A 16,163-nucleotide genomic window follows, 5' to 3' on the forward strand; every position below is an offset into this window, starting at 1 on the left:
TTTTTGAAGATATGGGATTTGAGTAACTATTCTCTAATGAAAGGATGACTTTTTGGCGATACAAAGAGTTTACATTTTCGGTGGCAGAGCCCTTTGATGTGGAAGAAGCTACGAATGGAAATGGAACAATGATTGGATTTAATAATGAATCAAAGAAAGAGGTGATAAGACTATATGGTAAAGCGGTTGAATTGGGTGGCACCTGTGCGGGTAAACCAGCTCAGCGGGGCTTGAAATTTGCCGCATATGTAAGAGATTTAGATGGGAACAAAATATGTTTTTTTGAATAGGATTTATGTTATTTCAATGAGGTGGGTGATTTTTAACTTTAGATTGTCTGCTTTTGGTGTAATAGTTTATAGAGTTATAACTATCAATTGATAGAGTTTGATAGGAAGTGTCTTAAAAAGAAGAGTAATGCACAGTGGCCTGATGGCAGCTTTTGTTAAAGCTTAAGTCTACTAAAATTGTTTTGTATTGTCATCAAAAGGGAATGTAGGCAAGTTCTATGCTATTGAAATTTAGAATGTCATGGAAAGAGCTGTATGAATAACTTCAGGGTTTCCGAGCTGGATTGGTTGAGAGTCATATTGATTTTGGCGGTATTCCTACACCATGTATTAATGCCATTTAATGGGGATGAATGGCATATCATGAATGCGGAGTCTAGCAAGCTGCTTGATGATGTTATGGTATATTTTGAGCAATTCAGGCTGCCAACACTATTTTTTATTGCTGGTGTAGGAAGTGTATTGTTGCTCCGTAAAGTCTATCCATCTCAGTTTTTACGAGATAAATTTTTTAGATTGTTTATTCCTTTGCTTGTAGGGGTGTTACTTGTTGTGCCGCCTCAGAATTATATTGAGGATATTGATCAATATGGTTCATTTTTGCAGGCCTTCCCTCAGCTTACACTTAAGTTTGATTCAAACCATCTATGGTTTATTGAATACTTGGTCTTCTTTTCATTGCTGCAGTACCGTTTTATTTTTTTCTAAGGTCACATGGTCAAGTTCATTTAAAGGATTTGTTGAGTGGTTGTCGGAGACATCAAGTGGTCTATTTGGATTAGTTTTGGTATTGATTGTAATCAGAGTGGGGCTGAAATTATATTTTCCTGATAATGGTCATGGCATAGGCAATTTGTCTTCCACTTTGTTTTATCTTTATTTCTTTTTTGTCGGTATGTTTTTCATACAATCTCGGAAGATTTGGGCATCATTAAAGAAGTATCGGAAGGTAAACTTTGTGTGGTTACTGGTCAGCTCATTAATTTTTTATGCTTATTGCTATTCTCCGGACTTAAGTGAGTATTTGTCGTTGCAAGCTCGTTGGTCAATTTGGTGGTTTGTAGGTTGTTTAGTCGCCTGGTCAGCGTTATTGACCCTGTTAGGTTATGCTCAACGCCACCTAGCAAGCGCCCCTAAATGGCTAAAATTTAGTAATGAATTGATATATCCATTTTACATTTTTCACCAAACGGTCATCGTTGTGCTTGGTTACTTTGTAATTTGCTTGTCAATGTCTTTGACGTATAAAGCTATGGTACTAGCTGTTGGTTCTTTTTTGATAACTACAGCTATATGCTTGTTAGTTGTATATCCATTCAATGTAACTCGTAGACTCTTTGGGCTTAAGCCTAGAAGAAGTAACGTAAGTGATGATATTGTTTGCAATAAAACAATTCACGGGACTGTCAGGTAATAGTAGTGTAAGTATGAGAATTGTAGTTTCTAACTGATAAGGCAAGGTTGTTATAAAAAGTAAATGGAGTACCGTGATGAGCTTTTCTAACTTTATTAGAAGAGCGGTAACATAATAATTCATAGGGCTACTTTGGTTGAGGACACCTGTCTCTAATCAGCAATTTTTAGCACCTAGTATTGTAGGTGAGACGTATGTTTTAATTTTTTGGATGTCACTGGTTCTGAGGGTTAGTATTAAAATCTTAACTTCCCACTAATGACAAAGCTGTAAGTGGACTCTGCGATGAGGGGGGGTACTGGAGGAGTGTGGTGGTCTTTTAGACGGTAGATGTACTTAAATGGAAAAGAGTAGCAAAGAAACTCTTGCAAGTTTAATTGGACTACGGAGTTTGCCTGGCCATGAATGGTAATCCTCACTACAGCAGAACAGCTCAATATATCTGGTACAAAAATCTAACCTAGAAGATGGCAAGTAAGACTATAGTATCAATTTTACTTCAGAGTAAACCCGGACTACTCAACGTCTCACCCTATCATATATTGATTCGGAAAATTGCTCTTCTTAAATTGATAGTTTTGATTAAGTAAACTGTAAAGATAGCAGTTACTTAAAGTGAAAATTGGAATAATTTTTTAATAAAAAATAAAATCAATGTTATATTCTATTTTTGAGAAGCTTCTTTGTGCAAATTCGTTACAAAAGGATAGGGGTAAAATGAAAAGATTAATACTTGGCATATTTCTACTGATGTTGAATTTAAATGTGTCTTTTGCTGATGTGATAGAGGATAGGCAGAGGCGTTACAAAGAAATTTTGGTGGAAAACGTTAAAATAGATGAGCCTGGTGTCGCCGTTATTGTCAGTAAAAAAGGAAAGGTGATTTTCCAGGGAGCTCATGGCCTCGCAAATCTAGAGCACAATATACCTTTGACAGCTAATAGTGTATTTCGCTTGGGTTCTATCACTAAACAGTTTACTGCAGCAGCAATAATGATGTTGCAGGAACAAGGTAAGCTTTCACTAACGGATAATATTCATAAATATGCACCTGATTTTCCAACTGAAGGGAGTGATGTAACCATTGAGCATCTTTTAACTCACACTTCTGGTATTGCTAATTACACTGAAGATGAGGAGATTTTTGCTAAAGAAATACGGTTGCCGACAACCATTGACGATATGCTAATTCGATTTGCCAAGCACCCGATGAAATTTAAGCCAGGCGAGCAGATGCGTTATTCGAATACGGGTTATGTTCTTTTGGGAAAAATTATTGAGGTTGCTAGTGGGCAATCATATGCTGATTTTATCGATGAAAATATTTTTAAGAAAGTCGGTATGAAATCTAGCTACTATGGTGGTTCCAAAGTTATCCCAAATAGGGCTAATGGTTATGATACATCACCTGATGGCGTAGTTAATGCTACGTATATCGATATGATGTGGCCCCATGCTGCTGGAGCACTTTTATCTACTGTGACAGATCTGGATATATGGTTCAAAGCTTTACGAGATGGCGAGGTACTTTCCAAAGAAAGTTATCAGAAAATGATTGAACCGTTCAAGTTGAATGATGATTCTATGTCAAATTATGGCTATGGGTTGGGCATCGGAAAACTTAATGAATATGACATGGTAGCACACAGTGGTGGTATACCAGGTTTTACTACTGATGCATTTTATATTCCATCTGAAGATTTGTACATTGCCGCCTTAAGTAATCTAAGTAGCCGTAACCCAAGTTTAATTAGTAAGTTATTAGCAGCTGAAGTTCTTGATATACCTGTGCCGAAGTTTAAATCAGTCGAATTAGATGAAAGTAAAGTTAAAGGGCTTCTGGGTAGCTATAAGATTGATGAAAATTCCGTTAGGACATTATCTTTGGAAGATGGAATTTTTTATTCTCAACGAAGTGGTGGTCCAAAATACGAAATTATTCCAATGTCTGAGAATAGTTTCTATTTCGAGAATACTTTGACCTATATGGTTATTGAGCAGGATAAAAATGGTAAGCAGGTCATGAGTTTCTATAATGATCTCGCCGTAAAGCCCCAGCAGGCAGTCAAGTTGTAGAAATATTTTACCCCCTCTTAAAAGAAGGATAGAGAGGGGGTAAATTGCCGTCATCAGGTATAAGGATAATATGAAAGTTGACTTAATCTTTCTTTATCGTATTCATGTGTAATCAAATATGGGAAAGCTTCTTATGGATAATGCTCCCACTGCTACGATAGGTATATTCTTAATGCCTATTCTAATAATAGGGGGGTAATCCCAGAAACTCATGAAGATTCTTGTAGTTTTGTTTCGCACAGTAGAATTAAAGTAGAAGGCTCGACAGAAGTCGCTTGGGCAATCAACTGAAATGGCTTGGATAAATTAAAAGAAATGTCGGAATCACCCTGTAAAAAATCAAAGAGTAATATCATCATATTCAGTAACCATATCTGAAGAATTTGTAATTCAATCTACTAATTGAGAATTATGAAAATACACCATTTAGAAATTGTTACTCTAAATGTAGATAAAGTATGTGCAGCATACGAAGCTGCTCATAATGTCTGATTTGATGATGCTGATGAACTTCTCGGTGGAGCTCGAACATGTAGCTTAAAAGATGGCAGTATCGTCGATGTGCTTCGACCTTTACGAGAGTCAGAAGAGCTCGTAGTTCGCCCATATTGGCTTGTTGAGGACATAGAAAAAGCCATAAGCTTTATTAAAGCTCAAGGGGCAAAGATTGCGGTTCCACCATTAGAGATACCTGGTAAAGGGATATTCGCTATTTATATCAATGGCGCTGTTGATCATGGATTTTGGCAAGTTTGACAAGGGTAATTTTATTAGCCATCGAGTAATAGCTCAAAAATTGTCTTGATTTTATTACGATGATTGAAGCTAGGTTCACTCTCTACAAGCCCTACAATCGATCAATTTTTGATCTCCATATAAATCATCTTTGTGGTAGATGAGAAGGAATTTAGGGGACGTGGATTCTCTCTCTAACAATTAGTTTAATTCTTATCTTAACTCAATAATCTATATGCAAGTATTCCGCTAGAGAATGATTAAAGTATCTCTGGCTCAGCTGGCTTCAGATTTAAGCATGTGATCAAAGCATTGGGTCGACGGTTCGGTACTTAATCTAATTATGAAGCCTGGCCTGAGTAGAATAATTTTTACAAGATCGCCATATATCCCTGCTTAGACAAGTAATACAGTTAAATACGCATTTTGGGTGCATGTAAATTTTAATAAGGAAGCCTTTAACTACAGTTTAATCTGGCAAATTTGGGGTGACTAAAAGACCTTGGTTTCAAATGGTTCTTTTTTATATGTTATAATGGATTTAGATTTTAGGTTTAAATATGCGCCAGTTGAAGGGCTTTACGTTTTACGTTGGGCTTTTCATTGTTCTGAGTATTTTTCATTAAAACATTATATTTTAAGGTTAAATCTATGTCGAAAGTTAAAGTAGAGTGGAAAGTTATTTTACTCTCCGCTTTCGCTGGGGCTTTCTTAACGGGTATATCCCAATATTTACTTTTAAATGCTTCATATGATAATGATATTAAAAAGGCAAAATTATTGGTAAGGCAAGAGCTCCTTATGAAAGAGCTAGAAGAGCGTAAAAAAGCATATAAAGGTATAAGAAAAGCTGTCCTGGAGTTTCATAACGCCAGGTCTGAAAGAGATATGCTGGTTGCTGGAGTTAAAATAAATGCTCTTAAGCCATATTTTGAAAGGGTATATAGATCTCAAGCAAGTGTTGAAGCTTGGCGGGAAAAAATGATGGAAAAAATTAAAAATAAAGATAAAGAAGCCTCTGACGATTTTTTTGAAGAGATGGAGGCGGCTTTTCATGCAGATTTAAAAAGAATTGAAAGTCAAATACTTGAATAACCTTTAATAAGCACATCCGTAAATTAAATTCCCTATGCTTCTGAATCCTGATTTTGAAGACGTAAGCTAATGATGTAGCTTTTTAATGAGAGATTTAACTTAAACCTGTAACTCTAAATTAAATATAAAATGTGATCAGTAAAATACTGATTTATACACCCTTAAATGAGCATGGCTTTTCATACTTCATTTCGACGGCTTTTTGTTCACGATATTGACCGAGTAGTGAGATTCCTATTCCGGCCATGATAATAATTCCTCCAATAATTTGAGCAAAGTTTGGAATCTCTTGAAGGATAACGAAGGCGAAGAAAGTGCCTGCTACGGGGGTGATGGCGGTAGCGATAGAGATGTCGGCAGAGCTGGCCCCTCCTTGGAGCCCTTTAAACCAGGTGATCTGCCCAAAAACAATAATGACCGCCCCATATACAAGCATCCACACCCAGAGGAATGGGGAAAGGAGGTCGTTAAAGTGGTTGGCTCCAAATACAGAGAGGACAATGACGGAGAAGAGGATCACACCTGCAAGCATGCGGAAAACTGAAAAGACGCCAATAGGGACGCGATCAAGCAGTTTCCGACTGACCTGAACGGCAATGACGCCTAAGAGTGTTGCTACAGCGGTTAAAATTTCTCCAGCTTTGGGGAGGGTTTCTAGGAATTGGTTCATTGCTGGATTTCCAAGATTCAGCATTTTCATGCTCATTGGATCTTCCATCGGAGGTTGATGTAGCACAAAAATTGCAATAACACCAACCGTTACCACAAGGGCGCCCACTATTGAGAACCCTGTTGGCTTCTCCCGGAACATTAAAAAAGCAAATAAGAGTCCTAAGGGAGCATCTAAAGTTGCGATTAAAACGACATTAGTCACCTCTGTGATCATTAGAGCAATAAAAAAGAAAGCTGGGGCAAGAACACCAGACATCAAGATGAGCACAAACATGTAAAACCAGTCTTTGAAAGGGTACTGTTTTAAGATGCTGAGGCGCCAATCTTTCCTATAGATTATCAAAAGGGTGATACCCGCCAAGAGATTTCCTGCGAACAAGAGGTTGCAAAAAGAGATGGGATTGTTTCCATTAATGAGATGATGGGCACCGAGCTCCCCAATTTTCGCAACAACAGAGTTGGAAGCGGCAAAGATAAGAATCGAAATCCATAGCCAAAATCGGGTACTTTTTACGGTGTGCTGATTTTCCATTTTCAATCCCCTGAGTGCTATGGCAAGCTTAAGCGGATTTACCTAGCCCTTTGCCAACTACGACTTATCTGATAGTGAAGGTGGGTCATTCTAATCTGGATTAGTTTAGACTAAATCTCATAATCGGCTGCCTAAAAGCAGTTAAAATTAATCTATATATCCACGTCAGAGTGATTTTTCTGGTCAATGTTTGAGGCAATGTTACACACTTTCCACCTGCGCTCAGTAAAATATTCGAATTTAGTTCGGAAAACATGATTGTGAAATCTGATTGGGCGGATGGATTTTATAGGCGTAATTTCATCTCTTATGCTGCATCGTCAAACAGTCAAGAGATGGATATTTTTTACGAGCTGAAAGTTTTTATGACTTAGTGACGCTAATGGATGAAGCTGGGTGTTCGATTGCCTAAGATGGTAGATCTCTTCTAGGTGGATAGGGTGAGGTCTAGGGCTTGGAAGTCCATAACTACTTGATCGTTTTTCACTTCCTGCACTGTGACTGAGACACTGTAAATAATTCTTATTTTTGGACGGTTTAGCGCTAATGGTTAAACGGCTCGTTTTCTGCTAACACTCAAGATCAAGGTAAGTATTCTAAGCTGGGGAAGCTTGGTAATAAATGGTGCCTGTAGTCTCATCATGGTGAACATAAAGGTAGAGAGTATCGAGTTGTGAAAGGTGGGTGTTAGGTTCCCAGTGATTAGGGAATTCTTCCAGAGTAATGAATATATTTTACTCTTTTATCTCGAACCAACTTGGTTAGCTGGTTCTTCATGCTTCGTTTAACTTTCTTCTTCAGTCAATAGCCTTGGTAGTTTATACTTTGCTGGTGGGTAGCCAATGGTTACTTCGACTGTATCTTTGTGAAAGGAGTGCTAGATATCAAGCCGTTTCATCTATCGTTCGTTGTTCCAGACTTAGAAAAGGCAAGGGAGTTCTACGTAAATCTACTTGGCTGTACTGTAGGCCGAGATACAGGAGAATGGATTGATGTAATATTCTATGAGCATCAGATTACTATACATCAAGAAAAGGATGGAATGGTAGCCAAGCCTATAGATCACTTTGGCCCATTACTTGAGAAAAAACAGTGGAGTGAAGTATTAGCTTTACTCAAAGACAGTTCGATTCCATTTGTACTGGAACCACTAGTGAGAGGCGAGGACTCTGAAAATGAAGCTGGTAAATTTGTAGTTAAAGATCCGGCGGGCAATTTGCTTGAGTTTAAGTACTACAATAATTATTCAGGCACTGTAGCTGGTAATGATAAATAAAAAAGACAGATAGTAGCTATAGTTGTGTATTACTTAGCAAGTTAGTTCGACAATCCAGGCTTGATGCATCTTGCAGTCTAATCAAGTTCAACCTATTTATCTTTACTGAAAATCAATTCGGGGTGTTTCCCGATCGGGAAGCATTGTGAGCGATGCCTGGTGCCTGGTGCCTGGCGGCGGAGTAGGTGATGGGCTTTTAATGGGGAAGGTGGGCAATAGGCTTTTAAAGCTTGGGGGTCTCTTCCATTTATTCAGGGTGCTCGAATTTCATATTAAAGGATGTAAAATTGGCTGGTTGATTTTTAATTTTTCTAAGTATTCTTTTTAGCTGTTAGTCTAGATGAATTGTACTTCTGTTTTGTCGGTGTCTAGGGGTATATGTTTTCAATAGGGTTGCCAGATTCGGATTAAGATTGAAGAAATAACTGTACTAACTATGACAGCAGTCCAACTTCTTTAATTGTGGTCATTAATGCCTAGCTTATCAGCGATTAGGTAATCTAAGCTAAATCGACCAGGGCCTGTAGTTATTAACCATACAAATAAAATAATATATAAAACTTGGGGTAGGTAAATAAACCAGCTTAGCCAATCCAATGGCCCTATGCCTTTGGGGATGACATGCTCAATTTCAACAGTGGTGATAGCCACAATCATTACGACAATTAGTATAATCGCAACAATTGAAGAAAAAAGCCCTGCTATTAATAGTAAGCCACCAAAAAATTCTACAGAAGCTAAAAATATAGCCATAAGTTCATGAAAGGGCACTCCTATTTCTTTCATTAAATTTATTAGGTCTGCATGTCTCTCAGGTACAAATAGCTTGTTATACCCAGATACTGAGAAGAATAACCCCAATGACACACGTGCTACCAAGATAGGTATCCATTCCCAATTATGAGCACCAACAAGTATTTTCTTCGTCAGTGGAGAATCTTGTGTAAACATAAGCGCCTTCTTATATGGCTGTATACTAACTGTCAGTTTTAATTTTAAATGCTTCGTATGCTTTTAAAGTCTTCCCTGCAGTCTGTGCCAAATGTTGGAGTATTTCCATTCTCACCTTTTTCACTCTTACCTATAGGTGTGTATATTTTAACATCTTTTTTACTGAGAGCTTTCTGCAAGTAAGTAACCAGCTCAGTCATTAATGTTGTGTCGTTAATAAATTATTTTTATTTGGGTATTAAGCATGGCTAAAATAGCTGGTGCAGACGCAAATTGCCTTACTCGTTATACACCGAATCGGCATGATTGCGCATATCCTAAATGCCAGCGACCTATCTTGACTGCGCACTCAATTTCGGAGGCGAAAGCTAGAGAGATATTAAAAAACACGACAAATGCAATACAATCCGCAATGCTTTCACCATCTTAGCCTATTCAAATGTCAGGGCAAATTAAATCGATGATTGACCTTTTCCGCGCCATATGACGTGTTTGTGGTTAGGTAGCCCACAGAGCTCCTTATCCAATGGGAGCTTTGGTGCTATTTCTAATTTTTGCCGGGACTCACTCATGGTCAAGTGTGGAGATGGATCAGAATATCCTATAGCCCTTTTGAAATCGTGGTGAATAAAAAATCGGTCAGGAACAGGAAGCAGTGAGTAGCTATATCAAGGGAAGAGATTTTAATGGGGAGAAATGTACAAATGAAAAATGCCACCTGGCTTAATTCAAGAATTTATAAGAAGCTCGGACAAAAACAAGAGCAAAAAAGCATACTCTTTCTTCTTTAAAGATTTGCCCCTTTTGCCTCCTCTTCTGTAACCGAAATATTATCCCCAGTTGTTATTCTTTACCGTTTCGGTATTTTTGACCAATCTCTTTCTTTTCTACCGGTGCTCAAACTGCGGTGGGCATTCCTTGATGATTTCGCTTGGAAAGTGGCTTAAAGCCGGAAGGTAAGGTTGGGGCCTGGGTTGTGTTCTTTGTATAGTAGGTATGATAAATTATTGTAAATATAAAGATGCATAATATAGAACAGCTATTTTCGAATTAACTGTTAACCTCTTTAAGAGATCATAAATTGAATATTAAAATTCGAAATGAAAGTGGTGGAGATGCTGAGACAATCCACCGAGTTACAGCCCTAGCATTTCGGGATGCTCCACATACTGATCACACTGAGCAGTTTATTGTGGAGGGTCTTCGCAAGGCAGGTGCATTATCTTTATCTCTGGTGGCTGAGTCAGATGGAGAAATTGTAGGTCACGTTGCCATTTCACCAGTAAACATTTCTGATAACTCGACCAACTGGTTTGGACTTGGGCCGATCTCAGTATTGCCAGAGTATCAAGGAAGGGGAGTTGGCTCGAAACTTATGGAGAAAGCTCTTGCAGACCTTAAAGAAAAGGGGGCAGAGGGTTGTGTAGTACTTGGGGACCCTAATTACTATGGGCGCTTTGGCTTCAAGGTGATCGATGGATTGGTTTTGTCAGGGGTTCCAGCTGAGTACTTCCTGGCACTGTCATTTGGTAGCAGTTTTCCACAGGGAGAGGTTGCGTACCACGAGGCATTCTCGGTACAAGGTTAAGAATCGGCTACATAGCGACTGACTTTCTACCGTTTTGCGGCTCTGGGCCGACGCGTGGCCTGAGTCAAGCACGGTTTATACACCGTTATTTGCTCGGGGTTGTCTCTATAGAGATTATTAAGGCTCTTTTGGGGCCTCCTTCCTTGGAGAATCTACTTTCAACGCTTCCCATTGCCTGCTTTTCGCTCGTTTCCGATACGTACATTGATCTCTTCTTCGGTTGATAGTCTTGGCGATTTATATTCTTATTTGGCGGGTGTCTAGGTTTGCCATTCGAGCTTTTCTACAAAGTCGAATTTACGAGTCGTGAACCTCTACAGCCAAATCCGCGTAATGAAGTCCACGATTATCAGCTCGACTAACCTTAGATCCGTGGCAACCACATGCCCATCGTAGCGGCAAAAATACCAATGGCCATAAACACAGTCAGAGGTATCAGGGTACTGACAAAAGCAATCTGAGTACCTTGTGCGGTTCCACGCTTTTGACAGTGAAAATACCATTCCAGCATGGCCAGCGGGAGCAGGTATTGGCCGAAGCCCAGTGCATACAGGAATGGCCCGGTAAAAGATTCCCAGTCGACCCCCCAGCCGCCGGTGAGCATTGCCCAGCCCATCAAGGCTACACGAAAGAACCACACCGCACTGGCAGCCATAAATAGGCGTAAGGCCCAGCGACGGTGCTCAGCAAAGCGTCTGGCCATCGCGGTACGCACCGCCAGAAAGGCAAACACCAAAATTAGTATGCCGTCCATGGTGATACTAATCTGTGATACCAGATTACCAATAGTGTGCCGCGTCCAGGTCATGTAGAGCCCCGCAATACTGGCGATGACGGCAGTCAGCAGATAGCTGCGTCCCAACCAGCGATGGAAGTTGGGGGCATGCCGTCGCACCGAAGGGATCAGCTGCAGGGGCCCACCGCCGATTACAATTGCGGCCAATAGCACGTGGCTCACCGAAGCCAGGTTGCCCCATGTATCTCCCTCGCGGAAGCCTGCCGGAAGGTGCAGTCCTTTCAAGCCGTGCACTCCCGATTCAGCAATGGGTGGGTAGAAGACGGCCAGGATATAGGCAAAGAAGATCGCATGGCCGATGGCCGCGATGCAGAACCAGGTTTTTACCGACAGGTAAACGGCCCGCCGGGTGTCGAATGATCGCGGCAGTGTTTGGCTGAGTACAGCGTCGTTCATGGGGTCTCTCCAGGCGTTTATGGTGCGTGCTTGGGCTGAATGTGCCTGCCGAGCATGTTCGGTTTTTTCAGGCACACGCACATCGGCCACAGGCAGGAATCTGACCTCCCCCAAAAGGTGGAGATGCGACTGCTCCCGCCTCCCCCGAAAGCCCCATGACAGCTGGTTGTGCCTGGTTTAGCATGCGGAAATGAAATCGTCGTCCCTAAATACACCTGCGCCGAATCCGCTCAACACCAGCTCGGAACTACCCAAGCTTCCGGTGTGGCAGCCCTTTCGCGGGCCATTCGAACGCTGGCCGCACCTGACTGATCTGCTCATCGCCTTGCTCATGTTTTTGCTGACGCTACTGATGTGGTCGCGCGACGAGGCGCGGGAAGTGCTGGCCATGCAAAATCTGGGGGATGTTATTGCTTTCCAGTGTGCGTTCATTGGCTCCTTCGCTCTGTTGTGGCGTCGCACACACCCCTGGCAGGTACAGGCCGTTATTCTCGGCGCAACAATATTGCTGGAACTGGGTTTACCGGCGGATGGCATCGTTGCCATGGCGGTTTCGCTGTATAGCCTTGGCCGCTACGAGGCCAATACCCGAGCCAGCTTTATCGGAGTCATCGCAACGCTGGTTTTTGTGGCGTTTGATCAGGGGATTCCGGTTCAGCCAACTGCGGCAGGCACGGTAACGGTGATGCTGGTATGGGCGTTGTGGTATATCGGTCGCCGGCTGCGTTTTCGCGGCGAATATCTGCGCTTGTTGGAAGAGAGGGCCAAGTATTTGGAGCGCGAACGCAATGCCGAATCCGAGCGTGCGGTAGCGGCCGAGCGCTCCCGAATCGCCCGCGAGATGCATGATGTGGTGGCACATCAGGTGAGCCTTATGACCGTGCAAGCCGGTGCAGCCAGGGCCATCAGCCGCAATAACCCGCAAGCCGCCAGTGAGGCCATGGCTTCGGTGGAGGCTGCTGGCCGTCAGGCCATGACAGAAATGCGCCATTTACTTGGCGTACTGCGCCCGGCCAATAGCGACACCGCGCTCACGCCGCAACCGGGTCTCAATGATTTACCAGCTCTGATTGAAAAGGTCCGGCAGGTGTTAAGCGAGGTCGACTACGAAACCCACGGCATGTTGGAGAATATACCTACCAGCGTCGCTCTCACCGCCTATCGTATCGTTCAGGAATCTCTCACTAATGTCATCAAGCACGTTGGAGCCGCTGCGCGGGTTCAAGTGAGCCTGCGCGTAGACCATGAGACTCTAATGATTCGTGTAGCCGATGATGGCAACACCACTGGCGACCGGCCCATGGTGGAAACAACTATTGACGAGCAGCCTGGCGGTGGGCACGGCATTGCAGGCATGCGCGAGCGCGCGGAATTGCACGGCGGCCATCTGTATGCGGGCGCGGTCGATGGTGGTGGTTTTGAGGTATATGCACAACTACCCACAGGAATGGTGAAAACATAATGTTGCGAGTGATGGTGGTGGACGACCAGGCTTTGGTACGGTGTGGTTTTGCGCTGATCCTGAACAATGAGCCCGATATTGAGGTGGTCGCCGAGGCGGGTACCGGCATTGAGGCAGTTGAAGCCGCACGAGCGCATCAGCCGGATATCATCCTGATGGATATCCGCATGCCGGAGATGGACGGGCTGGAAGCCACGGCACGCATCCTGGAAGCTAGTGATGCAACTTGCCGTGTCATTATTTTGACCACGTTCGATCCCGATGAATACGTGTTTCGTGCGTTGAGGGCAGGGGCCAGTGGCTTTGTGCTCAAGGATATTCCCCCGGAGGCACTGGTGCAGGCAGTACGAACCGTAGCAGAGGGCGGTGCCATGCTTGCACCGGGCATCACTCAGCGCCTGATCAGCCAGTTCGCACAGAAATTGGGGGCAGGGCGCAACCTGTCAGAACGCCTGGAGCGCCTCACTACTCGCGAGCGTGAGGTACTGGAGGCCATCGCCGCTGGCAAGAGCAATGCCGAGATTGCCGAGGCTCTGTTTATTGGCCCCGCCACTGTGAAAACCCACGTTTCCAGCTTGCTCTCCAAGCTGGGGTTACGCGATCGTGCACAGGCGGTCGTGTTCGCTTACGAATGTGGCTTGGCCACCGTAGGGGAGCGCGATGTCGGTTTCTAGGTCAACACGCGCTTTGCAACGCAATGCACTGTATCGGCTTGCTGCCATCGGCGCAGTAATTCTGGGGCTGTTCCTCACCCTCGGAGCTCAAGGCCACTTTACTGCCGTTTGGCCACTGGTAACCAGCGACGGAATGGGTTTATCCCGTCGCTTGCTGTTGATGTTGCCCGGCATGATGCTTGCCGGCACCGCGGTGTTGAACTTCCTGCTCTGCAAACCACTCTGGCAAGAACGTGGTTACGGCCTTAACGTTACACTTGCGGGCAATCTGCTTGCTATGAGCTATTTGCTCTACCTGTTGTTACGCGGCGTACCCAATCACCCTATTGGCGTTTTCCTCGCATTGGAGATGTCTTTTGTACTGCTGCTCGTAGTAACAAGGGCGGGACTGGTCTGGCCTGCGGTAGCAGAAGCGCCGGTTGAGAAGGGCATGCAGTAATGTATACGCTCGGGGATTGCACTAGCTACCCGGCACCTTAAACCCCAAGCTTGTTATTAACTTGCTAGCTTCTTTCTGAAGTCAGACAAATCGATTTCTCTTTGTACTTTTGAAGCCCTGACCGGGTCGTTTTTGGAAAACAACTTCACCCGTCTAAATGATTTTGATCGCCACCAAAACTTTCAAAGTAAAACACCTGTCCGCTAGTATTATCACGAAGTGACTCGGAAAGAATCTTCCCGGTAAGTGCATTGCTTTTTCTCCGAAGCTCGATCGATAGCTTCCCGCATAAGCTTTGCTGAAACAAAATCTACCTGCTTGATGATTAATGTTTAGATCAGTAGATCCTTGTTCAGGCTTCTATCAAAATCTTTCCTTAAATATGTATACACGTTACAGAAGGCTTCTTGATCCACTGTATCTTTTTGTGTGATCAGGTTGATGAGCTTTGGAATTAGGGAGAAGCATGATATATAGATGCTGCTTTTGAATTACCAGTTAAATGCCAAGAGGAAAGTGTGCATAAATCAAGCAAAATCTTATTAGCTTTTTTAGCCCTACTTGCTCCCGGTATAGCCTACGCTAATGCTGGTGTACCGATGTTATTTTTGGCTATGCCAGCATTTCTGGTTTCGTTTGTACCGATCATAGCCATAGAAACACTTTATATATCAAAGGGCATGACGCTTCCTCTCGTCCAATCTTTGAAAACAGTAAGTATTTCTAATGTAGCTTCAACAATTATAGGTATTCCTCTTACTTGGCTTCTTCTTGTTTTGATTCAACTAGTTACTGGTGGCGGTGGAGCCTACGGAATTGATTCACTCATGGGTAAAATACTAGCGGTTACTTGGCAGGCGCCATGGCTAATACCATATGAGGAAGACCTAAACTGGATGATCCCAGCTGCAGGATTGATATTATTGATCCCTTTCTTCTTTGCGTCATGGTGGTCAGAGTATTTTATTTCGCAAAAGCTAAACAAAACGCTACCCCCAGTAAGTGTCAAGATTAAGGTGCGTAATGCCAACCTGATCACTTACTCTTTGTTAGCCGTTTGGCCCATCGGATTTTGGGTGTTAAGCAGTGCAGCTAAGTAAGCATTTAACAAACGTGACAATTAGGTTGTTCACAAGTACATGTCTATTGCGGGGTCATTATAATTTATGAGTATGCCTGGATACCTTGAAGAAAACCGAAAGAGGCTTATAAACCTCTTGGCAAAAATCCAAAACTCGGATTGTCCAGAGGGATGGGAGCGTGTAGGTGGTATCGCGATTAGGGGCTTTATTGGCTTCGGCTTCTCTAAGGAAAAAAGTAATTTAGCACTTATCGTATCAACCTCTGGCAGATCGCTTATTAACTGTGACTCGGCTGAAAAAGTAGCTCGAGATTATGAAGAATTTGTAGGAATTGATGATTCGGGAATATTTTGTGAGGGGATAGGAGAGTTATCTGAGGAGCGTATCTTGATTGCCGGCCAAAATGGTGGAGGACTTCCCAGTAGTACATGTATTGGAGAATCTTTGATATGTTATTCTCCTAATTGGCCACAACATGATTTGTACTTTTGCGACCCATCTGCTGACCCTCTATCTGAGAGGTTCCAAGACGGCTGCATAAAGCTAAGAACTGATTTTATTGAAGCTTTTGGGTTTTCGTGGTGTGGAGATTACTTCGCAGTTGCCAGCAACTGCGATTTCGATATTTGGAAAAGGAAGTGATTCATAACAAAATTGCAAAGGAAAGCGTATCAAAGCTGTGCCA

Annotated in this window: 16 protein-coding genes; 13 read left to right on the plus strand and 3 right to left on the minus strand. The window is 42.8% G+C overall.

Annotation, left to right across the window (positions count from 1 at the left end):
- The first annotated feature begins 44 nt into the window (after positions 1-44).
- The 5 genes from ACJJIB_RS10310 to ACJJIB_RS10330 all read left to right on the plus strand — a co-directional run bounded on the left by ACJJIB_RS10310 (position 45) and on the right by ACJJIB_RS10330 (position 5,610).
- A complete protein-coding gene (locus tag ACJJIB_RS10310; protein WP_444888811.1) occupies positions 45-290 on the plus strand; it encodes a VOC family protein in 246 nt (81 codons plus the stop codon).
- Positions 291-545: 255 nt separating this feature from the next.
- Entirely contained in the window at positions 546-998 is a 453-nt protein-coding gene (locus ACJJIB_RS10315) for an acyltransferase family protein (protein ID WP_444888812.1), read from the plus strand.
- A 40-nt stretch (positions 999-1,038) separates the two neighbouring features.
- Positions 1,039-1,704, plus strand: a complete 666-nt coding sequence (locus ACJJIB_RS10320) for an acyltransferase family protein (protein WP_444888813.1) — start codon at positions 1,039-1,041, stop codon at positions 1,702-1,704.
- Between the two features lie 717 nt (positions 1,705-2,421).
- The gene (locus tag ACJJIB_RS10325) at positions 2,422-3,780 is read left to right on the plus strand and encodes a serine hydrolase domain-containing protein (protein WP_444888814.1); all 1,359 of its coding nucleotides are present in this window, start codon (positions 2,422-2,424) and stop codon (positions 3,778-3,780) included.
- 1,386 nt (positions 3,781-5,166) lie between these two features.
- Entirely contained in the window at positions 5,167-5,610 is a 444-nt protein-coding gene (locus ACJJIB_RS10330; RefSeq protein WP_444888815.1) for a hypothetical protein, read from the plus strand.
- A 151-nt stretch (positions 5,611-5,761) separates the two neighbouring features.
- On the opposite strand, the gene ACJJIB_RS10335 is transcribed toward ACJJIB_RS10330, so the two are convergent.
- Positions 5,762-6,814 carry a DMT family transporter gene (locus tag ACJJIB_RS10335; protein ID WP_252085628.1) on the minus strand — a complete coding sequence of 351 codons (1,053 nt, stop codon included), beginning with the start codon at positions 6,812-6,814 and terminating at the stop codon, positions 5,762-5,764.
- An 865-nt stretch (positions 6,815-7,679) separates the two neighbouring features.
- Between ACJJIB_RS10335 and ACJJIB_RS10340 the strand changes: the two genes are divergently transcribed.
- On the plus strand, positions 7,680-8,090 hold the full coding sequence (locus ACJJIB_RS10340) for a VOC family protein (protein ID WP_444888816.1): 411 nt from the start codon (positions 7,680-7,682) through the stop codon (positions 8,088-8,090).
- A 145-nt stretch (positions 8,091-8,235) separates the two neighbouring features.
- On the plus strand, positions 8,236-8,418 hold the full coding sequence (locus tag ACJJIB_RS10345) for a hypothetical protein (RefSeq protein WP_444888817.1): 183 nt from the start codon (positions 8,236-8,238) through the stop codon (positions 8,416-8,418).
- A 128-nt stretch (positions 8,419-8,546) separates the two neighbouring features.
- On the opposite strand, the gene ACJJIB_RS10350 is transcribed toward ACJJIB_RS10345, so the two are convergent.
- Positions 8,547-9,041: a DoxX family protein gene (locus ACJJIB_RS10350; protein WP_444888818.1), complete on the minus strand. Its 495-nt coding sequence runs from the start codon at positions 9,039-9,041 to the stop codon at positions 8,547-8,549.
- A 1,081-nt stretch (positions 9,042-10,122) separates the two neighbouring features.
- On the opposite strand from ACJJIB_RS10350, the gene ACJJIB_RS10355 reads away from it, so the two are divergent.
- The gene (locus tag ACJJIB_RS10355) at positions 10,123-10,629 is read left to right on the plus strand and encodes a GNAT family N-acetyltransferase (RefSeq protein WP_444888819.1); all 507 of its coding nucleotides are present in this window, start codon (positions 10,123-10,125) and stop codon (positions 10,627-10,629) included.
- A gap of 364 nt (positions 10,630-10,993) precedes the next feature.
- Here the strand turns inward: ACJJIB_RS10355 and ACJJIB_RS10360 are convergent, their stop codons facing one another.
- Entirely contained in the window at positions 10,994-11,821 is an 828-nt protein-coding gene (locus ACJJIB_RS10360; protein ID WP_444888820.1) for a DUF2306 domain-containing protein, read from the minus strand.
- 190 nt (positions 11,822-12,011) lie between these two features.
- Between ACJJIB_RS10360 and ACJJIB_RS10365 the strand changes: the two genes are divergently transcribed.
- The 5 genes from ACJJIB_RS10365 to ACJJIB_RS10385 all read left to right on the plus strand — a co-directional run bounded on the left by ACJJIB_RS10365 (position 12,012) and on the right by ACJJIB_RS10385 (position 16,120).
- Positions 12,012-13,283 (plus strand): sensor histidine kinase, encoded by a 1,272-nt coding sequence (locus tag ACJJIB_RS10365; RefSeq protein ID WP_444888821.1) that lies wholly within the window; start codon positions 12,012-12,014, stop codon positions 13,281-13,283.
- A complete protein-coding gene (locus ACJJIB_RS10370) occupies positions 13,283-13,957 on the plus strand; it encodes a response regulator (protein WP_444888822.1) in 675 nt (224 codons plus the stop codon). The genes ACJJIB_RS10365 and ACJJIB_RS10370 overlap by 1 nt, the downstream gene beginning before the upstream one ends.
- A complete protein-coding gene (locus tag ACJJIB_RS10375; RefSeq protein ID WP_444888823.1) occupies positions 13,944-14,396 on the plus strand; it encodes a hypothetical protein in 453 nt (150 codons plus the stop codon). The genes ACJJIB_RS10370 and ACJJIB_RS10375 overlap by 14 nt, the downstream gene beginning before the upstream one ends.
- 518 nt (positions 14,397-14,914) lie before the next feature.
- The gene (locus tag ACJJIB_RS10380) at positions 14,915-15,496 is read left to right on the plus strand and encodes a hypothetical protein (protein ID WP_444888824.1); all 582 of its coding nucleotides are present in this window, start codon (positions 14,915-14,917) and stop codon (positions 15,494-15,496) included.
- A 66-nt stretch (positions 15,497-15,562) separates the two neighbouring features.
- Positions 15,563-16,120, plus strand: coding sequence for a hypothetical protein (locus tag ACJJIB_RS10385; protein ID WP_444888825.1), 558 nt, complete (start codon positions 15,563-15,565; stop codon positions 16,118-16,120).
- Positions 16,121-16,163 lie beyond the last annotated feature (43 nt).

The sequence above is a fragment of the Microbulbifer mixtoriginis (SeqCode) genome (assembly GCF_052467705.1).